The sequence below is a fragment of the Oceanicola sp. D3 genome, from assembly GCF_006351965.1.
Taxonomy (GTDB): domain Bacteria; phylum Pseudomonadota; class Alphaproteobacteria; order Rhodobacterales; family Rhodobacteraceae; genus Vannielia.
On record NZ_CP040932.1, the window covers coordinates 3,979,370 to 3,998,079 of the forward strand.

The window sequence follows — 18,710 nt, forward strand, 5'->3', positions numbered from 1 at the left end:
ATATCTCATGGCCCGCAGGCAGGCTCTATGCCACGATCAGCACCGATCTCAAGTTTTCATGTCTCTGGGAGGATAAAATGAAAACACGTCGCCAATTCCTCAACATTGCAGGCGCTGCGGCCCTCGCAACCGCTGGCTTCAGCGCTCAGGCCCAGGCTCAGGAAACGCTGAACCTGCACCAAATGCTGCCGCCGCAAGCCGCCGTGCCTTCGCAGATTCTCGAGCCTTGGGCTGCCAAGGTTGCAGAAGAATCGAATGGCTCGCTCACCATCAAGCACTTCCCCTCCATGCAACTTGGCGGCACCCCGCCGGAGCTGATGGACCAAGCCAAAGACGGCGTTGCCGATATCGTCTGGACGGTGATCGGCTACACCCCGGGCCGGTATCCGCGCTCCGAGGTGTTTGAGCTGCCCTTCATGGCCACCACGGCTGAAGCCACGTCGATGGCCTTCTGGGACATGTTCGACGAACACATGAAGGACACCGAGTTCAAAGACCTGCACATCATCGGCACATGGGTCCACGGCCCCGGCCTGATCCACACCAAAGACCCTGTGGAGACCCCCGAAGATCTTCAGGGCATGAAAATTCGCGGCGGCTCGCGGCTGGTGACCAACCTCGTTGAAAAGCTCGGCGCAACCGCCGTTGGCATGCCGGTTCCGGCTGTGTCTGAAGCCCTCTCCAAGGGCGTGATCGACGGCACCACCATCCCGTGGGAAGTGACCACCGCCGTGAAAAGCTCGGAACTGGTGACCAACCACACCGAGTTCACCGGAAACTCCCTCTATGTTCTTGGCTTCGTGCTGGCCATGAACAAGGACAAATACGAGAGCCTGCCGGACGAGGCCAAAGCCGCGCTGGACGCCAATTCCGGCGCAGAATTTTCGGCCTGGGCCGGCAAGATGATGGACGAGCTCGATGCGCCCGGCCTGAAGATTGCCGAGGATCTCGGCAACAACATCATCACCATCGACGCCGAGGGCACCGAAGAGTGGAAAGAGCTCGCCCAGCCCATCTACGAAGAATGGGTGGCCGATATGGAGAGCAAGGGGATCGACGGGCAGGCGCTCATTGATCAGGCCCGCGCCAAGATCGACGAATACAGCAAGTAAAACACACCACATGATCGAAAGCGCCCCGCCTCAGAGCGGGGCGTTTTTTTTGCGATGATCGCTGAGATCGTCGATTTTATTGCTGGCGCGAAGGTGTGATATACGGCAAACTCGGCACTATAATGCAAAAACCATCAGGTTAACGGGAGGAGTTAGAGGATGGATCGCAGAACGATTTTGGGGGCCATGGGCGGCGTTGCCCTTGCCGCTTTCGGCGCCACGAGTGCATTGGCGCAGGAGGTAACACTCCGGATGCACCAGTTCCTGCCACCGCAGGCCAACGTGCCCAAGCTGGTGCTCGACAAATGGGCCGCCGATGTCATGGAGCAGTCGGACGGGCGCATCAAGGTAGAGCACTATCCCTCGATGCAGCTTGGCGGCAAGCCGCCCGAGCTGATGGACCAAGCCATCGACGGATCGGCCGATATTGTCTGGACGGTGGTAGGCTACACGCCCGGCCGCTATCCGCGCACCGAGGTCTTCGAGCTGCCCTTCATGGTGACAACGGCCAAAGCGGCCAGCCGCGCCTATTGGGAAATGTTTGAGGACCACATGCGCGACACCGAGTTCAAGGATCTCCACATCCTTGGCACTTGGGTGCACGGCCCGGGCCTGTTCCACACCAAGGATCCAATTGAAGTGCCCGCCGACCTCGACGGCATGAAAATTCGCGGCGGCTCTCGCACCGTGAACATCCTGCTCGAAAAGCTCGGCGCAACGCCCGTTGGCCTGCCCGTTCCGGCCGTGTCGGAGGCGCTGTCCAAAGGCGTGATCGACGGCACCACCATCCCGTGGGAGGTGACGGCCTCGCTCAAGGTGGCCGAGCTGGTTGAAAACCACACCGAGTTCAAGGATGTGTCGCTCTACACGCTCACCTTCGTGCTGGCCATGAACAAGGACAAGTACGAGAGCCTGCCCGACGACCTCAAGAAGGTGATCGACGACAACTCCGGCCTCGAATTCTCCATGTTCGCAGGCGACACGATGGAGGCCTCCGATGCCCCGTCGCGCAAGATCGCCGAAGACCTTGGCAACAACATCATCACCCTCGACGAGGAGGCCACCGCTGAATGGCGTGAGCTTGCCGAGCCGATCTACGAAGAGTGGGTGAAGGACATGGAGGCCAAGGGCATCGACGGTCAGGCGCTGATCGACGAAGCCCGCGCCAAGATCGCTGAATACACCGAGTGATCCTGAGCCAAGTTTGAAATTCGGGCCGTAGCGGCAACGCTGCGGCCCTTTTTCGTGTCAGATGCTCATCCGAACGGCCTCGGCCACGGCTTCCGCCGTGATGTCAAAGTGGCGATAGAGATCAGGGAAGTCACCCGATGCCCCAAAACCTTCCATCCCGATAAACGCCCCGTCCGCGCCGATGTAGCGATCCCAGCCAAAGCGCACGGCCGCTTCCACGGCAACGCGGGGCGCCCGCCCAAGCACCTCATCGCGGTAGGCCTTGGGCTGGGCCTCAAACAGCTCCCAGCAAGGCATCGAAACCACCGCCACCTCAACGCCCTGCGCGGCCAGCTGATCACGCGCGGCAAGAGCGATTGCCACCTCGGAGCCAGTTGCCAAAATTGTCGCCCGGCGCGGCCCGTTTGCCTCCGCCAGAACGTAAGCCCCTTTGGCAGACCGGTTTTCCTTACCGGCATCTGGCCGCACAACCGAGAGCGGTTGGCGAGAGCAGATAATGGAGGTTGGGCCATCAGCATGAGTGAGCCCCAACTCCCAAGCCTCGGCCATTTCAACCGCATCCGCCGGTCGGATTGTCCACAGATTCGGGTAGGCCCGAAGCGAGGCGAGATACTCGACAGGCTGATGCGTTGGGCCGTTTTTGCCGATCCCGATGGAATCGTGGCTGAAGATGAAAAGCCCCGGAATACGCATCAATGCGGCCATCCGAAGGGTGTGGCGCATGTAGTCTGAAAAGACGAGGAAAGTGGTGCCCATGGCCACGATCCCGCCGTGCACCGTCATCCCGTTCATCATCGCGCCCATCGCGTGCTCGCGGACGCCGTAATGGATGTAGCGGCCGGAACGATCGTTGGCGGTGAAGGGCGCAAGCTGGCGTTTGTGTTGTGTGGCGGCTTCAAGGTCGGGCGCACCGGAAATGAGCTCTGGGAGAGCCTCTGCCATAGCTTCGACCATCTCGCCCGAGGCGCGAATGCCGGGCAAGTCTCCTGCGCTGGCCAGTTCTTCCTTCTTCCTCGCGAGGGCCGTCTGCCATCCGCTCGGCAGCTCACCGGCCATCAACCTGTTCCATTCGGCGCGGGTCTCCGGTGGCAGGGCATCAACCCGCGCTTGCCAGGCTTCCCTCTCCGATGCGCCACGCGCTCCAGCCTCTCGCCAAGCGGCTTCTACCTCTCTAGGCAATTCAAACGGCGCAAGGGGCCAGTCCAGTTTCTCGCGCGCGGCGTCGGTGTCATCCGTGGTGATCTTGCCCCCGTGTGCGGCGCGATCGTTTTGGATCCGGGGAATGCCGTAACCGATCAGGGTGCGGCAAGCGATCATGCTGGGCCGGTCATCGGATTTCGCCTTGGCGATTGCGTTCGAAACCGCCTCCGGGTCGTGCCCGTCCACCTCTTGCACATGCCATCCATTGTTTTCAAACCGGGTCACCTGATCTTCCGACACCGCCTGATCGGTCGGCCCGTCATCGGTCATCCTATTGTCATCCCATAGGAAAATCAGCTTGCCCAACTTCAGGTGCCCCGCGATAGCGATGACTTCGGCTGCGATCCCTTCCATCAGGCACCCATCGCCGGTGTAGGCATAGGTGTAATGGTCAACGATCCCATCGCCGAACTTGGCGTTCAGAATGCGCTCGGCAACCGCCATCCCAACAGCATTCGCAATGCCCTGCCCCAGCGGCCCCGTGGTGGTTTCGATCCCGGCCTCCGGATCATACTCCGGGTGGCCCGCGGTGTGAGAGCCAAGAACACGGAAGTTTTTCACCTGCTCCATGTCGATCTTCTCATAGCCACAGAGGCAAAGAAGCGAATAGAGCAGCATCGAGCCGTGACCAGCTGAGTGCACAAAGCGGTCGCGGTCCGGCCATGTTGGGTTGGCGGCATCAAACTTGAGGTGGCGGGTGAACAGGGCCGTTGCGATATCGGCGCCACCCAAAGGCGTTCCAGGGTGGCCTTCGCCCGCCCGTACGATGGCATCCATCGAAAGGAAGCGGATCGCATGCGCCATCCGCCGCATGTCGACGGCAGTTTCGGTCGAATTCTGAATGTTCATGCCCGGCTTCCTCCTCAACGGACGGGTCAAAAACCCGCGCCCGTTCCTAGCCATTGGCCCAGATCGGAGCAAACTCGAAAACTTAATGATCTTGTTAGGAAAACTACACACAAGCGCCAGACACAAAAAAACCCGCCAAAGGCGGGCCGTGATGTTGGTTGCGGGGGTAGGATTTGAACCTACGACCTTCAGGTTATGAGCCTGACGAGCTACCGGGCTGCTCCACCCCGCGACACTTATGTGCGCGATTGCTGCGTTCGAACTTTCGCGCTGGTCATCGTTTTGAGAGATACGGCGGATGATTTCTTACTAGGTTTGGCGGCGACCTACTCTCCCACGTCTTAAGACGCAGTACCATCGGCGCTACGGCACTTAACGGCCAGGTTCGGGATGGAGCTGGGTGTTTTGCTCGCGCTATGACCACCAAACCGAGAAAGAAATCATCATCGTCCAAGCCAAGCACGCATTGTGGTGTAGTACGGCTTTCGATCAGTAACGGCCTTGCTGTTACTGGATCAAATCAAGCCTATCGGGCAATTAGTACCGGTCAACTGAACGCATTGCTGCGCTTACATCTCCGGCCTATCGACGTGGTGGTCTACCACGGCCCTCAGGGATACCTTGTTTTGAGGGGGGCTTCCCGCTTAGATGCCTTCAGCGGTTATCCTTTCCGATCATAGCTACCCAGCACTGCCGTTGGCACGACAACTGGTCCACCAGTGGATCGTTCACCCCGGTCCTCTCGTACTAGGGGCAACTCCTCTCAAGTATCCTACACCCACGGCAGATAGGGACCGAACTGTCTCACGACGTTCTAAACCCAGCTCACGTACCTCTTTAAACGGCGAACAGCCGTACCCTTGGGACATGCTCCAGCCCCAGGATGAGATGAGCCGACATCGAGGTGCCAAACGGTGCCGTCGATATGGACTCTTGGGCACCATCAGCCTGTTATCCCCGGCGTACCTTTTATCCGTTGAGCGATGGCCCTTCCACTCGGGACCACCGGATCACTATGGCCGTCTTTCGACTCTGCTCGACTTGTCAGTCTCGCAGTCAGGCTGGCTTATGCCATTGCACTCAACGAGCGATTTCCGACCGCTCTGAGCCAACCTTCGCGCGCCTCCGTTACTCTTTGGGAGGCGACCGCCCCAGTCAAACTACCCGCCACACAGGGTCCCGGATCCGGATAACGGACCGCGGTTAGACATCAAGCAGAGCAAGGGCGGTATCTCAAAGGAGACTCCACAGGAACTAGCGTCCCTGCTTCAAAGTCTACCGCCTATTCTGCACATGCTGTGCCTGATGCCAGTGTGAAGCTGTAGTAAAGGTGCACGGGGTCTTTCCGTCTAACCGCGGGAAGCCTGCATCTTGACAGGCAATTCAATTTCGCTGAGTCGATGTTGGAGACAGCGGGGAAGTCGTTACGCCATTCGTGCAGGTCGGAACTTACCCGACAAGGAATTTCGCTACCTTAGGACCGTTATAGTTACGGCCGCCGTTTACCTGGGCTTCAATTCAAGGCTCTCACCTCTCCTTTTAACCTTCAGGCACCGGGCAGGCGTCAGACCCTATACGTCGTCTTGCGACTTCGCAGAGCCCTGTGTTTTTAGTAAACAGTCGCCACCCCCTGGTTTGTGCCCCCGGATCCAAGTTGCCTTGAACCCGGGCCTCCTTCTCGCGAACTTACGGAGGTATTTTGCCGAGTTCCTTCAACATCGTTCTCTCAAGCGCCTTGGTATTCTCTACCAGTCCACCTGTGTCGGTTTAGGGTACGGTCTGATGGAAGGCTATTTCCTGGAACCCCTAAGCAGCCCATTCAATCCGATAAGGATGAACTACCTTCGGGATCCGTCACATCTTCCTGGCCCACGAATATTAACGTGGTTCCCATCGGCTACGCATTTCTGCCTCGCCTTAGGGGCCGGCTTACCCTGCTCAGATTAGCTTTAAGCAGGAACCCTTGGACTTTCGGCGACAGGGTCTCTCACCCTGTTTGTCGCTACTCATGTCATCATTCTCGCTAGTGATCTCTCCACCGGATCCCTCACAGGCCGGCTTCACAGAAAACTCCGAGCCTTCAATACACCCCGAAGGATGTAGAAAAGGCGTGGAGTTATGTCACACTACGCTCCGCTACCATGCATTGCTGCATCCTAAGCTTCGGCTCATGGCTTGAGCCCCGTTACATCTTCGCCGCAGGACAACTTATCTAGACCAGTGAGCTGTTACGCTATCTTTAAAGGATGGCTGCTTCTAAGCCAACCTCCTGGTTGTTTTGGTCGTCCCACCTGCTTTCCCACTTAGCCATGAATTAGGGGCCTTAGCTGTAGGTCAGGGTTGTTTCCCTCTCCACGACGGACGTTAGCACCCGCCGTGTGTCTGCCATCTAGTACTTCCGGGTATTCGGAGTTTGGTTAGGATCAGTAAGCCTGTGGGGCCCCATTACCCATCCAGTGCTCTACCCCCCGGGGTATTCGGATGACGCACTACCTAAATAGTTTTCGCGGAGAACCAGCTATCTCCGAGTTTGATTGGCCTTTCACCCCTAGGCACAGCTCATCCCGATCTTTTTCAACAGATGTGGGTTCGGTCCTCCAGTGAGTGTTACCTCACCTTCAACCTGGCCATGCCTAGATCACTCGGTTTCGGGTCTGATCCCACATACTCATTCGCCCTATTAAGACTCGCTTTCGCTGCGCCTACACCTAACGGCTTAAGCTTGCATGTGAGACCAAGTCGATGACCCATTATACAAAAGGTACGCCGTCAGAGCTCAAGGCTCCTCCGACTGCTTGTAGGCGTCCGGTTTCAGAAACTGTTTCACTCCCCTCGTCGGGGTGCTTTTCACCTTTCCCTCACGGTACTGGTTCGCTATCGGTCAGTAAGGAGTACTTAGCCTTCGAGGGTGGTCCCCCGATCTTCAGACAGGATTTCACGTGTCCCGCCCTACTTAATACATCCAATCGTGCTTCCTATACGGGGCTGTCACCCGCTATGGCTGAGCTTTCCATCTCATTCTAGTCACATTCATGGCTTGGCTGGTCCCCGTTCGCTCGCCGCTACTAGGGGAGTATCAATTGATTTCCTTTCCTCTGGGTACTTAGATGTTTCAGTTCCCCAGGTTTGCTCTTAAAACCCTATGTATTCAGGAATTAAGTACCTGTTTCAGCCCATTATAAATTGCCGAAGCAAATTATAACGAACTGTCAGGTGGGTTGCCCCATTCGGAGATCGCTGGGTCAAAGCCTATTCTCGGCTCACCAACGCTTATCGCAGAGTATCACGTCCTTCATCGCCTCTTACTGCCAAGGCATCCACCAAACGCCCTTCTCGCGCTTGATTTGATCCAGAAAAAGCAAGGCCCAAGCGGAGCCCGCTTCCTGCTCCCGAAGGAGCGACTGGATCAAAAGTCGTACTTTCCCACTCCACCCTGGTTCGTGGTGGAGTATTGGTTAGTGTACTTGACTTGGACAAAACTGCCTCTCATGGACTGATCCTTGCACCCGGGTCGCCGAGGAAAGGCGAATTCCGGAGGTCCAGTCCTGGGTGTTCCCACACTCGGGACACCAGCAGTTCTGATGTTTGTATCTCTCTAAACGATGTCAATTTGTCCGATTGGACAGGAAAGCCTTACGGCTTGCCAATCCAAACGTGGATGATGGTGGGTCGAGGAGGACTTGAACCTCCGACCTCACGCTTATCAGGCGTGCGCTCTAACCACCTGAGCTACCGACCCATCTGGTGGAGCGTATCGGGATCGAACCGATGACCCCCTGCTTGCAAAGCAGGTGCTCTCCCAGCTGAGCTAACGCCCCGGTTTGTTCCGCACTGCGAAACTTGGACTGAAGAGATATGAGGACGGCCTGGTGCCGAGTTTGATCAACTATGTTGATCTTATGCTACCGAAGTAGCTGCTAAGTGTTTCACGTTTCAAGCAAGCCTGAAATCCAGAAACATCCTTAGAAAGGAGGTGATCCAGCCGCAGGTTCCCCTACGGCTACCTTGTTACGACTTCACCCCAGTCGCTGAGCTCACCGTGGCCGGCTGCCTCCTCGAAAGGTTGGCGCACCGTCTTCGGGTAAACCCAACTCCCATGGTGTGACGGGCGGTGTGTACAAGGCCCGGGAACGTATTCACCGCGTCATGCTGTTACGCGATTACTAGCGATTCCGACTTCATGGGGTCGAGTTGCAGACCCCAATCCGAACTGAGACAGTTTTTGGGGATTAACCCATTGTCACTGCCATTGTAGCACGTGTGTAGCCCAACCCGTAAGGGCCATGAGGACTTGACGTCATCCACACCTTCCTCCCGCTTATCACGGGCAGTTCCCCTAGAGTGCCCAGCCGAACTGCTGGCAACTAAGGGTGTGGGTTGCGCTCGTTGCCGGACTTAACCGAACATCTCACGACACGAGCTGACGACAGCCATGCAGCACCTGTCACTGATCCAGCCGAACTGAAGGAAACCATCTCTGGTAACCGCGATCAGGATGTCAAGGGTTGGTAAGGTTCTGCGCGTTGCTTCGAATTAAACCACATGCTCCACCGCTTGTGCGGGCCCCCGTCAATTCCTTTGAGTTTTAACCTTGCGGCCGTACTCCCCAGGCGGAATGCTTAATCCGTTAGGTGTGTCACCGAATAGCATGCTACCCGACGACTGGCATTCATCGTTTACGGTGTGGACTACCAGGGTATCTAATCCTGTTTGCTCCCCACACTTTCGCACCTCAGCGTCAGTATCGAGCCAGTGAGCCGCCTTCGCCACTGGTGTTCCTGCGAATATCTACGAATTTCACCTCTACACTCGCAATTCCACTCACCTCTCTCGAACTCAAGACTACCAGTATCAAAGGCAGTTCCGGGGTTGAGCCCCGGGATTTCACCTCTGACTTAATAGTCCGCCTACGCGCGCTTTACGCCCAGTAATTCCGAACAACGCTAACCCCCTCCGTATTACCGCGGCTGCTGGCACGGAGTTAGCCGGGGTTTCTTTACTGGGTACAGTCATTATCTTCCCCAGCGAAAGAGCTTTACGACCCTAGGGCCTTCGTCACTCACGCGGCATGGCTAGATCAGGCTTTCGCCCATTGTCTAAGATTCCCCACTGCTGCCTCCCGTAGGAGTCTGGGCCGTGTCTCAGTCCCAGTGTTGCTGATCATCCTCTCAAACCAGCTATAGATCGTAGACTTGGTAGGCCGTTACCCCACCAACTATCTAATCTAACGCGGGCCGATCCTTCTCCGATAAATCTTTCCCCCGAAGGGCGTATAAGGTATTACTCACCGTTTCCAGTGGCTATTCCTTAGAGAAGGGTACGTTCCCACGCGTTACTAACCCGTCCGCCGCTCCACCCGAAGGTAGCGCTCGACTTGCATGTGTTAGGCCTGCCGCCAGCGTTCGTTCTGAGCCAGGATCAAACTCTCAAGTTGAAAGCAGATTACTCTGCTATCCTTGACGTCGAACCTCGCACATCTTCCTGACCGGCTATGGTCAGGAAAGTCTCTGTTTGATGTGCTCTTGGTTCCGAAGAACCGTGAGCCGTACAAACAGTGAAGCTGACACTCTATTATCGGCCGAAGCCTAAGAGCGCGATATACGAGGTTGTCAGTCGCATGGACCAAACCGCCCGCATATCTCTTCAGATACCATCAATTTCAAAGAGCGCAGAGACAAAATCACCGAGATGCGCCGTAACTTAGTTGGCGCGCCCCGCCTCACTTACCTCTGTTTTTTTGCCTTCCTTCCCTCCGGAGCGTCGCCTTGTGGGCTAGTCCGTCGTTCCGTCTGGCGTTCCGTTGTGCGCCTCAGCGCCGCCGGTGAGGGGGTATTTACGGATAGGGGCCGGACCTCGCAAGGGCTTTTTTGGAGAAAGATGACATTTTTTTAGCGGTTGCGCGAAAAACCTTAAAAACAAGGGGTTTGCGGCTGCGTTTTTTCTTCATCCTCAAGCGAGCTGAGGCTTGCAGCTGGGATCGGCGGCCAGAATCGAGGCGTTTTGTGAGTTATCCACAGACTCGGACGTAGGGTAAGGCGTGAATCAGGGGTGCGATGAATCGGAATCGGAGGGGTGTTCGGATGAATCGAGGGGGTCGAACGGGGGTGAATCGTCGAGTCGGGCCGAAATTTTCTGCCGCGAGGGCGAAGTTTTTTCGATTCACCCCCGATTCACCGCCGCGAGTCGGGTGACTCGCGGCGATTCAGGCGGCGAGCGCCCGTTTCCGGGGCTTCGGAATCGCCCGCAGGGCCAGAATCGTCAGAATCGCGGCCAGATAGAGCATCGGCTCGAGCTGCCAGCCCTTGGCCAGCCACACCCAATGCAGCCCACCCAACAGAACCGCCGGGTAAACGAGCTTATGGAGCTTGCGCCACCGCGCGCCGAGTTTGCGAACCGATAGGTTGTTGGAAGTGATCGCCAGCGGGATCAGCAAAACGAATCCGATGAAGCCGATGGTGATGTAGGGGCGTTTGACGATGTCACCGAGGATCTGCCCCCACAGCAGGGACATGTCGAGCACCAGCCACGTCAGAAAGTGGAGCAGTACATAGAAGAAGGAGACGACCCCAACCGCACGGCGGAACTTCAGCAGGTTCAGCCCTGTCCACTTGCGCAGCGGGGTGATCGCCAAGCCGAAGATCAGGAGTTGGAGGGCAAACAGGCCAAGGCTGTGCTCCAGCGCCTTGATCGGCTCCGGGCCACTCGCCCCCGTCGCCCCTTGCCAGAGCCAGAAGGCCGCTGGCAGGGGGGCCACTATATAGAGTGACCACGCAGGCAGCTTGCGGAGGTTCGAGTTCACCAGGTCGATCATCGGGCGCTCAGTAGTTTTTGGTGAGATCCATGCCCTCGTAGAGAGCGGCAACCTCATCCTCGTAGCCATTGAACATCAGGGTCTCCTGCCGCTTTGCAAACAGCCCCCCACCGATGACCCGCTCGGAGGCCTGGCTCCAGCGCGGATGGCTCACCTTGGGGTTCACGTTGGAATAGAAGCCGTACTCACGGGCATTCAGCTTGTTCCACGTTGTCGGCGGCTCCTCATCCACAAGGCTGATCCGCACGATCGACTTGATCGACTTGAAGCCATACTTCCACGGAACCACCAGCCGGATCGGCGCTCCGTTCTGGTTGGGCATCGGCTTGCCGTAGATCCCGGTGGCCATCATCGTCAGCGGGTGCATCGCCTCATCAAGGCGCAGGCCCTCGACATAGGGAAAGGGAATAACCTTGCGGCGCACGCCCGGCATGTTCTCTGGCTGCACCACTGTTTCAAAGGCCACGTAGCGCGCGCCCTCCTGCACACCGACCTTGGCCAGCATGTCGGCCAGTTCAAACCCGTTCCACGGAACGATCATCGACCAGGCCTCGACACAGCGGAAGCGATAGATCCGCTCCTCCTCCGTGAGCCCGTCGGTCAGATCGGCCATCGTGTAGCGGCCCGGCTTGTCGACCATGCCGTCGATTTCAATCGCCCAGCCGGAAGTATCCAGCGCTGCGGCATTGTCGGCAGGGTCCGTCTTGCCGGTGCCGAATTCGTAGTAGTTGTTGTAGCTGGTGATGTCCTCAAAGCTGTTCGGCTCCAGTTCCTCACCTGCCGCCTGTGCCCGCCCGGCCAGCGAGCCGGCCACACCGGCCGCCGTCAGCCCGGCGATGATCTTGCGCCGGTTCAGCCAGATCGGCTCCGGTGTCACGTCGGCGCGGGTGAGTGTGTTGCTCCAGCGAAAAGCCATGGTCGTCTCCTTCTTTCCCCACCCACTATATAAGATGAGAAAACTGAAACATTTCTCACGAGCCGTTTGGCTGACAGGATCGTCAGCCGTTGAAACACTACTCGGGCGGCGCGTTGAAACTGGGCAGGATGCGGTTGAACGGGATCGAGCTGCCATCGGCCTGCACAATCCGCACGTGCCGCCGCCGCATCAGCCGAGGCTCGGCCACCCCAACAGAGTGCGCAATGGTCTCAACCTCTTTGATGACCGACTTGGCATAATGCGCCACCTTCTTATCCTTATCCTCCACCACAAGCCCCTTCTGGAAACGCGGGTTATGGGTGGTGATGCCGGTGGGGCAGGTGTTGCGGTTGCACTTCAGCGCCTGAATGCAGCCGAGCGAAAACATGAAACCACGGGCAGAGGTGACAAAGTCGGCCCCCAGCGCGAGGGCCAGCGCCACATCGCCCGGGTTCACCATCTTGCCAGACGCGACCAGCCGAATGCGCTCTTTCAGCCCGAACTCGTCGCGCAGGTTGTTGAACAGCGGCAGCGACTCGCGGATCGGCATGCCGACAAGGTCCATCAACGGCATTGGCGCCGCGCCGGTGCCACCCTCGCCACCGTCTATCGTAATGAAGTCAGGCGCCGAGGCCTCGCCCCGCTCTGCGATCAGCTCAAACAGTGGTCGCCACGCCTCGATGTTGCCGATCACCGTCTTGAAGCCCACCGGCTTGCCCGTGACCTCACGCACATGGGCGATGTAGTCGAGCAAATCCCCCCAGTCATCAATCTCGGGATGTCGATTGGGCGAGATAGACGCCTCCCCCACGCGAATGCCCCTGATCTCCGCAATCTCCGGCGTCACCTTGGCGGCAGGCAAAATGCCCCCCTTCCCCGGCTTGGCCCCCTGCGCCAGCTTCAGCTCCACCATCTTTACCTGCGGGTGGGTGGCGAGCTCTTTCAGCTTTTCATCCGAGAGGTTCCCGTCATGGTCGCGCACGCCGTATTTGGCCGTGCCGATCTGAAATACGAGGTCACATCCGCCTTCAAAGTGGTAGGGGCTCACGCCGCCCTCGCCCGTGTTCATCCAGATACCCGCCAGCTTTGCCCCCCGGCTCAACGCCCGAACGGCGGGCTGCGACAGGGCACCGTATGACATGCCCGAAATGTTGAAGATCGACTGCGCGGTGTAGGGCTCGCGACAATGGGGGCCAATCAGCACGGGCTCGGTCGATGCAAACTGGTCGTCCAGCGGCGGGAAGGCCGCGTTTACGAAGATCGGCGTGCCGACAACGCTGATGTTGCGGGTCGAGCCGAAGGCCACCGTGTTGGAATGCCCCGCAGCCGCATGTTTGACCCAATCCCGCTGCGCCCGGTTGAAGGGCAGTTCCTCGCGATCCATCGCAAAGAAGTATTGCCTGAAGAACTCCCCAAGCGTGCTGAACACATGCCGGAAGCGCCCGATCACCGGATAGTTGCGGCGAATGGCATCCTGCGTCTGGGTCTTGTCGATGACAAAGAGGCAGGCCGCAACAAACAGGGCCACGCCGATTGCCACCAGCAGCCCCAGCGCCAGAACCTCAAGCGCCCAGCCCGCCCAGTTCGTAAACCACATCTGCCTGCCTCCTTCGGTCGGTTGCCGGAGGATGCGCCGGGTAAGTCGCAGGTGGCAAGGCTAGCCGGTGATGAATTGCGCCCAGATCGGGCGATGGTCGGAAATATGGTAGCGGGTGAAGGCATCAAACTCGGCAGGCGTGCGGCTTTGCCAAAGATCGGCAAACACCGCGCCATCAAAATCAAACACCCCCTTCTGCACGAAGGCCTGCCCCGCATCTCCCGGAAAGAAGGCCAGCTGGTCATAATGCTTGCCCTCGGTAATGACGGTGCCGATGCGCGATTGATGAGCCGGCACCTCCAGCCCGCGCTTTCGCAGCGCATCAAATATCGCATCGCCCATCTCGGCCTTGGGCATGTTCAGATCGCCAATCGCCACCACATTGGGCGAATAGGCCCAGCCGCGCTTGCGGCGCAGGTCGGCCCAGCGGCCCAGCGCGTAGGTTTCCAGCGCACGCCGGTTGACCGAGCGTTTGGACTCCGAGCCGAAATAGAGGTGCGCGTTCACCACCGTCAGCACCCATCCGCCCGCCTCAAACGCGACAGCAAAAGGGTTGCGGTCGAAGCCGCGAAACTTCTGCCCGATCCCCGGCAGTTTCACATGGCGGTGGCTCCCGGGTGGCACGGCGATCTCGCCCGCCAGTTCCATCCGGGTAACGCGGGCGCTGTCGAAGGCAAAGAGCATCCGCTCGTCATTGCCGCCTTGGTCCGAAAAGACAGTGTCCCACCCGTGGGGCAGATGCGCCTGCACCCGCCGCCAGTCGGCAAGGTTTTCCTTCACCTCCTGCACGGCGACGATATCGAACCAAGAGATGACCTCGGCGATGAGGCGAACATCGGCTTCATCCCTGATCTGCGAACGGTCTCCCAGATTGGCGATGTTCCACGAAGCCAAGAGCAGCCGCCCGTTCTGCTTGGGCGGAATGGCGCGGCCCGGCTGCGTATCGCGCCAGGCCCGTATGGCGGCGATCTCTGCATCAGCGTCGTAGCTGAAGGCGAAGGCAGGTGGTTCGAAGGGCGGCATACTGGGCTCCGGCGATCTGGCCCCAGCCTAACCGCCCTGCCCCGCTTGCCCTACCCCGCGCAGGCGAATTTCACGCGCGCTTCACGACCGGAGCGAGGGCAGGCCGATCCCAGTGCTCTCAAAGCCGCCATCCACCGAGAGCAACTGCCCTGTAATATAGCTGGCCTTGTCGGACAGCAGGAAGACGATGCCCTGCGCAATCTCCTCTTCCTTGCCGTAGCGATTGAGCGGGATGGAATCGTGGTAGGCCGCGCGAATGTCGGGCGTGTGCACGGCGAGTGCCAGCTTGGTATCCACCGGGCCGGGCGCAATGCAATTGACCCGCACACCATGCTCGCCCCATTCGGCGGCGAACTGTTTGGTCAGGTGAATCACCCCCGCCTTCGAGGTGCCATAGGCCACGCGCAGCGTGCTGGCCCGATGCCCGGAGATCGAGGCGATGTTGACGACGGCGCCCTTGCTCTCGTTCAGCGCCGCGCGCGCGGCCTGCGAACAGAGGAACACGCCGTCGAGGTTTGTGGCCATGACCTCGCGCCACATGGCAAAATCGGTTTCCGCCTCCGGGCCAAACAGCGCCACACCCGCGTTGTTCACCAAGCCGTCGATGCGGCCCAGCGCTGCCTTGGCCTCGTCGACCATCCGGCTCGCATCCTCGGGCAGCGACACATCGGCAAACACGGCCACTCCGCCCGGCACCTCGCCCACGGCGGCCTTCAGCGCCTCGCAGTCGCGGTCGACCATCGCCACCTTCCAGCCATCACCGGCCAGCAGCTTGGCCGTCGCCAGCCCGATCCCACGCGCGGCCCCGGTAATGATTGCACCTTTCATGCGCCCTCCTCCCAATGCAAAGGCCCCCTCCCGGGCGGAAGGGGGCCTTGCGTGTTTAGGCGGGCGATGGGCCCGGATCAACTTCGCTCAGTGCACCACAGCATCATCGGGGCGCGGGCGGTTGGAGCCGGCCACCTTGTCACCGATGATCAAGCCCTCAGCCCCGGCAGACACCGTGACCGTATCGCCATCGGCAACATCCCCGGCCAGCAGCATCTCGGCCAGCTCGTTCTGCAAGGCCCGCTGGATCACGCGCTTCAGCGGGCGGGCCCCGAACACCGGATCATAGCCCTCATCGGCCAGCCACTTATGCGCGCCCTCATCCAGCTCGATCGCTATGCCCCGCGCACCAAGGCGACGGCGCAGGTGGGCCAGCTGGATGTCGACGATGCCATCCATGTCATCCCGGCTGAGCCGGTCAAAGATGATGGTCTCATCAAGACGGTTGAGGAATTCCGGGCGGAAGTGCGCCCGCACCGCGTCCATCACGTCGCGCTTGGCCTCACCGGCGTCCGATCCCTCGGGCAACTGGCTGAGCGCCTGCGCCCCGAGGTTGGAGGTGAGCACGATCAGCGTTTGCTTGAAGTCCACAGTGCGGCCCTGACCATCGGTCAGCACACCATCATCAAGCACCTGCAGGAGCACGTTGAACACGTCCGGATGCGCCTTTTCGACCTCGTCGAACAACACCACCTGATAGGGACGCCGCCGAACCGCCTCGGTCAGCACGCCGCCTTCGTCATAGCCAACGTAGCCCGGAGGGGCACCGATGAGCCGGGCGACGGCGTGCTTCTCCATGAACTCGCTCATGTCGATCCGCACCATCGCGCTGTCATCATCGAAGAGAAACTCGGCAAGCGCCTTGGTCAGCTCCGTCTTGCCCACGCCGGTCGGCCCGAGGAAGAGGAAGCTGCCCAACGGGCGCGCCTCGTCGTTCAGCCCGGCCCGCGCACGGCGCACCGCGTTAGACACCGCCTGCACCGCCTGGCGCTGGCCGATCACGCGCTTGCCGATCTCGTCTTCCATACGCAGCAGCTTCTCGCGCTCACCTTCCAGCATCCGCGCGGTCGGAATACCCGTCCACCGCTCGACAACCTCGGCGATCTGCTCGGGGCGCACGGCCTCTTCGACCATCACGTCACTCTCCGACGCTTCAGCCTCGGCAAGCTGCTTCTCCAGCCCCGGGATGACGCCATAGGAAAGCTCACCCGCTTTCGCCAAATTGCCCTCACGCTTGGCCTGATCAAGCTGGGCGCGGGCATGGTCGAGCTGCTCTTTCAGCGCACGGGCCGAATCCAGCTTGTCACGCTCGGCCTGCCATTGCGCCGTCATCTCGGCAGACTTCTCCTGCACGTCGGAAAGCTCCTTTTCGAGCTTTTCGAGCCGATCCTTGGAGGCTTGGTCGTCTTCCTTCTTCAGCGCCTCGGCTTCGATCTGCATCTGCAGGATCTGTCGGTCCAGCTGGTCAAGCTCCTCGGGCTTGCTATCCACCTCCATCCGCAAACGGCTCGCCGCCTCATCCACGAGGTCGATTGCCTTGTCGGGCAAGAAGCGGTCAGTGATGTAGCGGTGCGAAAGCTGGGCCGCGGCCACAAGGGCCGAGTCGCTGACCCGCACGCCGTGGTGCAGCTCATACTTCTCCTTGATGCCCCGCAGGATCGACACCGTGTCTTCCACCGTCGGCTCCTGCACCACCACCGGCTGGAACCGGCGAGCAAGGGCCGCGTCTTTCTCGACATGCTTGCGATACTCATCAAGCGTGGTGGCACCAATACAGTGCAGCTCACCCCGCGCGAGCGCAGGCTTCAGCAGGTTGGAGGCGTCCATCGCCCCATCGGCTTTGCCGGCACCCACAAGCGTGTGCATCTCGTCGATGAACAGCACAATATCACCGGCGGCGGCCTCGATCTCTTTCAGGATGGCCTTCAACCGCTCCTCAAACTCACCGCGATACTTCGCGCCCGCAATCAGCGACCCCATGTCGAGCGCCATCAGGGTCTTGCCCTTCAGACTCTCGGGCACATCGCCGTTGATGATGCGAATGGCGATGCCCTCGGCGATGGCGGTTTTACCCACGCCGGGCTCACCGATCAGCACCGGGTTGTTCTTGGTCCGTCGGGAAAGCACCTGCATGGCGCGGCGAATTTCCTCGTCGCGCCCGATGATCGGGTCAATCTTGCCATCGCGGGCGGCTTCGGTGAGGTCACGCGCGTATTTCTTGAGCGCGTCATAGCCCTCTTCCGCCGAAGCGGTATCGGCGGTGCGGCCTTTGCGAATGTCGTTGATCGCGCCATTGAGGCCCTGCGCAGTTACGGCCCCAGCCTCCAGCGCCTGCTTGGCCCCCGAGCGCACAACGGCCAGCGCCGTCAGGATGCGCTCCACCGGCACAAAGCTGTCGCCCGCCTTCTTGGCGATCTTGGCGGCCTCGTCGAGCACCTTGCCCGTCTGGCTATCCAGATAGACCTGCCCCGCATCGCCCGAAACCTTGGGCTGCTTGGCCAGCGCCGCATCGAGCGCCTCGACCACGCGCTCAGGCGAGCCGCCCGCGCGTTTGATAAGGTTGGATGCAAGCCCCTGCTCATCGTCCATCAGGGCTTTCAAAAGATGCTCGGGCACCATCCGCTGATGGTCTTCCCGCATCGCGATGGTCTGCGCAGCCTGAATGAAACCGCGAGACCGTTCCGTGAACTCGTTCATGTTCATCGGCAGTTCTCCTTTTCATAAGCGCCCCTTGCGCTGGTCTGCCCGCTCGGCGGCACAGACCTTTCGGGGCCTTCGCCTCCTTATTTGGGGTCGCGCCGCACCGCTCTCAAGGGGCCGCGTTCCCACGAATCACTGTTTCGTGACTCCCTGTGGAAAACTTTATGGAACATCCCCAGATGTTGTTGCGTTGAGGGTGTGAACCACAAGGATGAGGAGGCAGAGATGCCGTTCACCGGACCACAGATTGACCATGTCATTTATGACCCGGCCATGCGCCGGTTCGAGGCCGATGTCAGCTTCACCAACGGAACGCCGCTGCGCCGCAAGGTGCATGTATCCATCCCCGGCCATGTGCAATGGGGGCACCAGAAGATGGTGTCAGAGCTTGTGGCCGCTGGAGAAAAAGCGCTCCAAGCGCGGTAAGACCTTTTGATACGGGCCCGAAGCGCAGATCAATCGGGCCCGCCACACGGCGACGGG

General features: G+C 59.7%; 10 protein-coding genes, 3 tRNA genes and 3 rRNA genes. 3 read left to right on the forward strand and 13 right to left on the reverse strand.

The genetic code is table 11. The annotated features are described in order from the left end of the window. The first annotated feature begins 77 nt into the window (after window positions 1–77). Both FHY55_RS20025 and FHY55_RS20030 read left to right on the forward strand, forming a co-directional pair. A complete protein-coding gene (locus tag FHY55_RS20025; protein ID WP_140015873.1) occupies window positions 78–1,112 on the forward strand; it encodes a TRAP transporter substrate-binding protein in 1,035 nt (344 codons plus the stop codon). A gap of 159 nt (window positions 1,113–1,271) precedes the next feature. After that, window positions 1,272–2,303, forward strand: a complete 1,032-nt coding sequence (locus FHY55_RS20030; RefSeq protein ID WP_140015874.1) for a TRAP transporter substrate-binding protein — start codon at window positions 1,272–1,274, stop codon at window positions 2,301–2,303. A 57-nt stretch (window positions 2,304–2,360) separates the two neighbouring features. Here the strand turns inward: FHY55_RS20030 and tkt are convergent, their stop codons facing one another. From tkt to clpB, 13 genes are all read right to left on the reverse strand, one after another. Next, window positions 2,361–4,352, reverse strand: a complete 1,992-nt coding sequence (tkt, locus tag FHY55_RS20035; RefSeq protein WP_168223070.1) for a transketolase — start codon at window positions 4,350–4,352, stop codon at window positions 2,361–2,363. 155 nt (window positions 4,353–4,507) lie between these two features. Continuing rightward, a tRNA-Met gene (locus FHY55_RS20040) sits at window positions 4,508–4,584 on the reverse strand. A gap of 81 nt (window positions 4,585–4,665) precedes the next feature. Next, window positions 4,666–4,780 (reverse strand): 5S ribosomal RNA (rrf, locus tag FHY55_RS20045). An 88-nt stretch (window positions 4,781–4,868) separates the two neighbouring features. After that, window positions 4,869–7,697 (reverse strand): 23S ribosomal RNA (locus tag FHY55_RS20050). Between the two features lie 317 nt (window positions 7,698–8,014). Beyond that, window positions 8,015–8,091, reverse strand: a tRNA-Ile gene (locus FHY55_RS20055). A gap of 3 nt (window positions 8,092–8,094) precedes the next feature. After that, a tRNA-Ala gene (locus FHY55_RS20060) sits at window positions 8,095–8,170 on the reverse strand. Window positions 8,171–8,318: 148 nt separating this feature from the next. Next, a 16S ribosomal RNA gene (locus tag FHY55_RS20065) occupies window positions 8,319–9,786 on the reverse strand. The 16S, 23S and 5S rRNA genes sit together here with 3 tRNA genes alongside, the layout of an rRNA operon. A gap of 768 nt (window positions 9,787–10,554) precedes the next feature. Then, the gene (msrQ, locus tag FHY55_RS20070; RefSeq protein WP_140015876.1) at window positions 10,555–11,163 is read right to left on the reverse strand and encodes a protein-methionine-sulfoxide reductase heme-binding subunit MsrQ; all 609 of its coding nucleotides are present in this window, start codon (window positions 11,161–11,163) and stop codon (window positions 10,555–10,557) included. Between the two features lie 7 nt (window positions 11,164–11,170). Beyond that, window positions 11,171–12,079, reverse strand: coding sequence for a protein-methionine-sulfoxide reductase catalytic subunit MsrP (msrP, locus tag FHY55_RS20075; RefSeq protein WP_140015877.1), 909 nt, complete (start codon window positions 12,077–12,079; stop codon window positions 11,171–11,173). A 97-nt stretch (window positions 12,080–12,176) separates the two neighbouring features. Further along, entirely contained in the window at window positions 12,177–13,676 is a 1,500-nt protein-coding gene (locus FHY55_RS20080; protein WP_140015878.1) for an FMN-binding glutamate synthase family protein, read from the reverse strand. Window positions 13,677–13,736: 60 nt separating this feature from the next. Then, the gene (locus tag FHY55_RS20085) at window positions 13,737–14,699 is read right to left on the reverse strand and encodes an endonuclease/exonuclease/phosphatase family protein (protein ID WP_140015879.1); all 963 of its coding nucleotides are present in this window, start codon (window positions 14,697–14,699) and stop codon (window positions 13,737–13,739) included. A gap of 81 nt (window positions 14,700–14,780) precedes the next feature. Then, window positions 14,781–15,527: an SDR family NAD(P)-dependent oxidoreductase gene (locus tag FHY55_RS20090; RefSeq protein WP_140015880.1), complete on the reverse strand. Its 747-nt coding sequence runs from the start codon at window positions 15,525–15,527 to the stop codon at window positions 14,781–14,783. An 87-nt stretch (window positions 15,528–15,614) separates the two neighbouring features. After that, window positions 15,615–18,230, reverse strand: coding sequence for an ATP-dependent chaperone ClpB (gene clpB / locus FHY55_RS20095; RefSeq protein ID WP_140015881.1), 2,616 nt, complete (start codon window positions 18,228–18,230; stop codon window positions 15,615–15,617). 222 nt (window positions 18,231–18,452) lie between these two features. Between clpB and FHY55_RS20100 the strand changes: the two genes are divergently transcribed. Further along, complete coding sequence (locus FHY55_RS20100) at window positions 18,453–18,653, forward strand: hypothetical protein (protein ID WP_140015882.1); 201 nt, start codon at window positions 18,453–18,455, stop codon at window positions 18,651–18,653. The last annotated feature ends 57 nt before the right edge of the window (window positions 18,654–18,710 follow it).

Bases quoted from the DNA above. Each gene is read 5' to 3' on its own strand.
- FHY55_RS20025 (WP_140015873.1), top strand. From the start codon at position 78: ATGAAAACACGTCGCCAATTCCTCAACATTGCAGGCGCTGCGGCCCTC.
- FHY55_RS20030 (WP_140015874.1), top strand. From the start codon at position 1,272: ATGGATCGCAGAACGATTTTGGGGGCCATGGGCGGCGTTGCCCTTGCC.
- tkt (WP_168223070.1), bottom strand. From the start codon at position 4,352: ATGAACATTCAGAATTCGACCGAAACTGCCGTCGACATGCGGCGGATG.
- msrQ (WP_140015876.1), bottom strand. From the start codon at position 11,163: ATGATCGACCTGGTGAACTCGAACCTCCGCAAGCTGCCTGCGTGGTCA.
- msrP (WP_140015877.1), bottom strand. From the start codon at position 12,079: ATGGCTTTTCGCTGGAGCAACACACTCACCCGCGCCGACGTGACACCG.
- FHY55_RS20080 (WP_140015878.1), bottom strand. From the start codon at position 13,676: ATGTGGTTTACGAACTGGGCGGGCTGGGCGCTTGAGGTTCTGGCGCTG.
- FHY55_RS20085 (WP_140015879.1), bottom strand. From the start codon at position 14,699: ATGCCGCCCTTCGAACCACCTGCCTTCGCCTTCAGCTACGACGCTGAT.
- FHY55_RS20090 (WP_140015880.1), bottom strand. From the start codon at position 15,527: ATGAAAGGTGCAATCATTACCGGGGCCGCGCGTGGGATCGGGCTGGCG.
- clpB (WP_140015881.1), bottom strand. From the start codon at position 18,230: ATGAACATGAACGAGTTCACGGAACGGTCTCGCGGTTTCATTCAGGCT.
- FHY55_RS20100 (WP_140015882.1), top strand. From the start codon at position 18,453: ATGCCGTTCACCGGACCACAGATTGACCATGTCATTTATGACCCGGCC.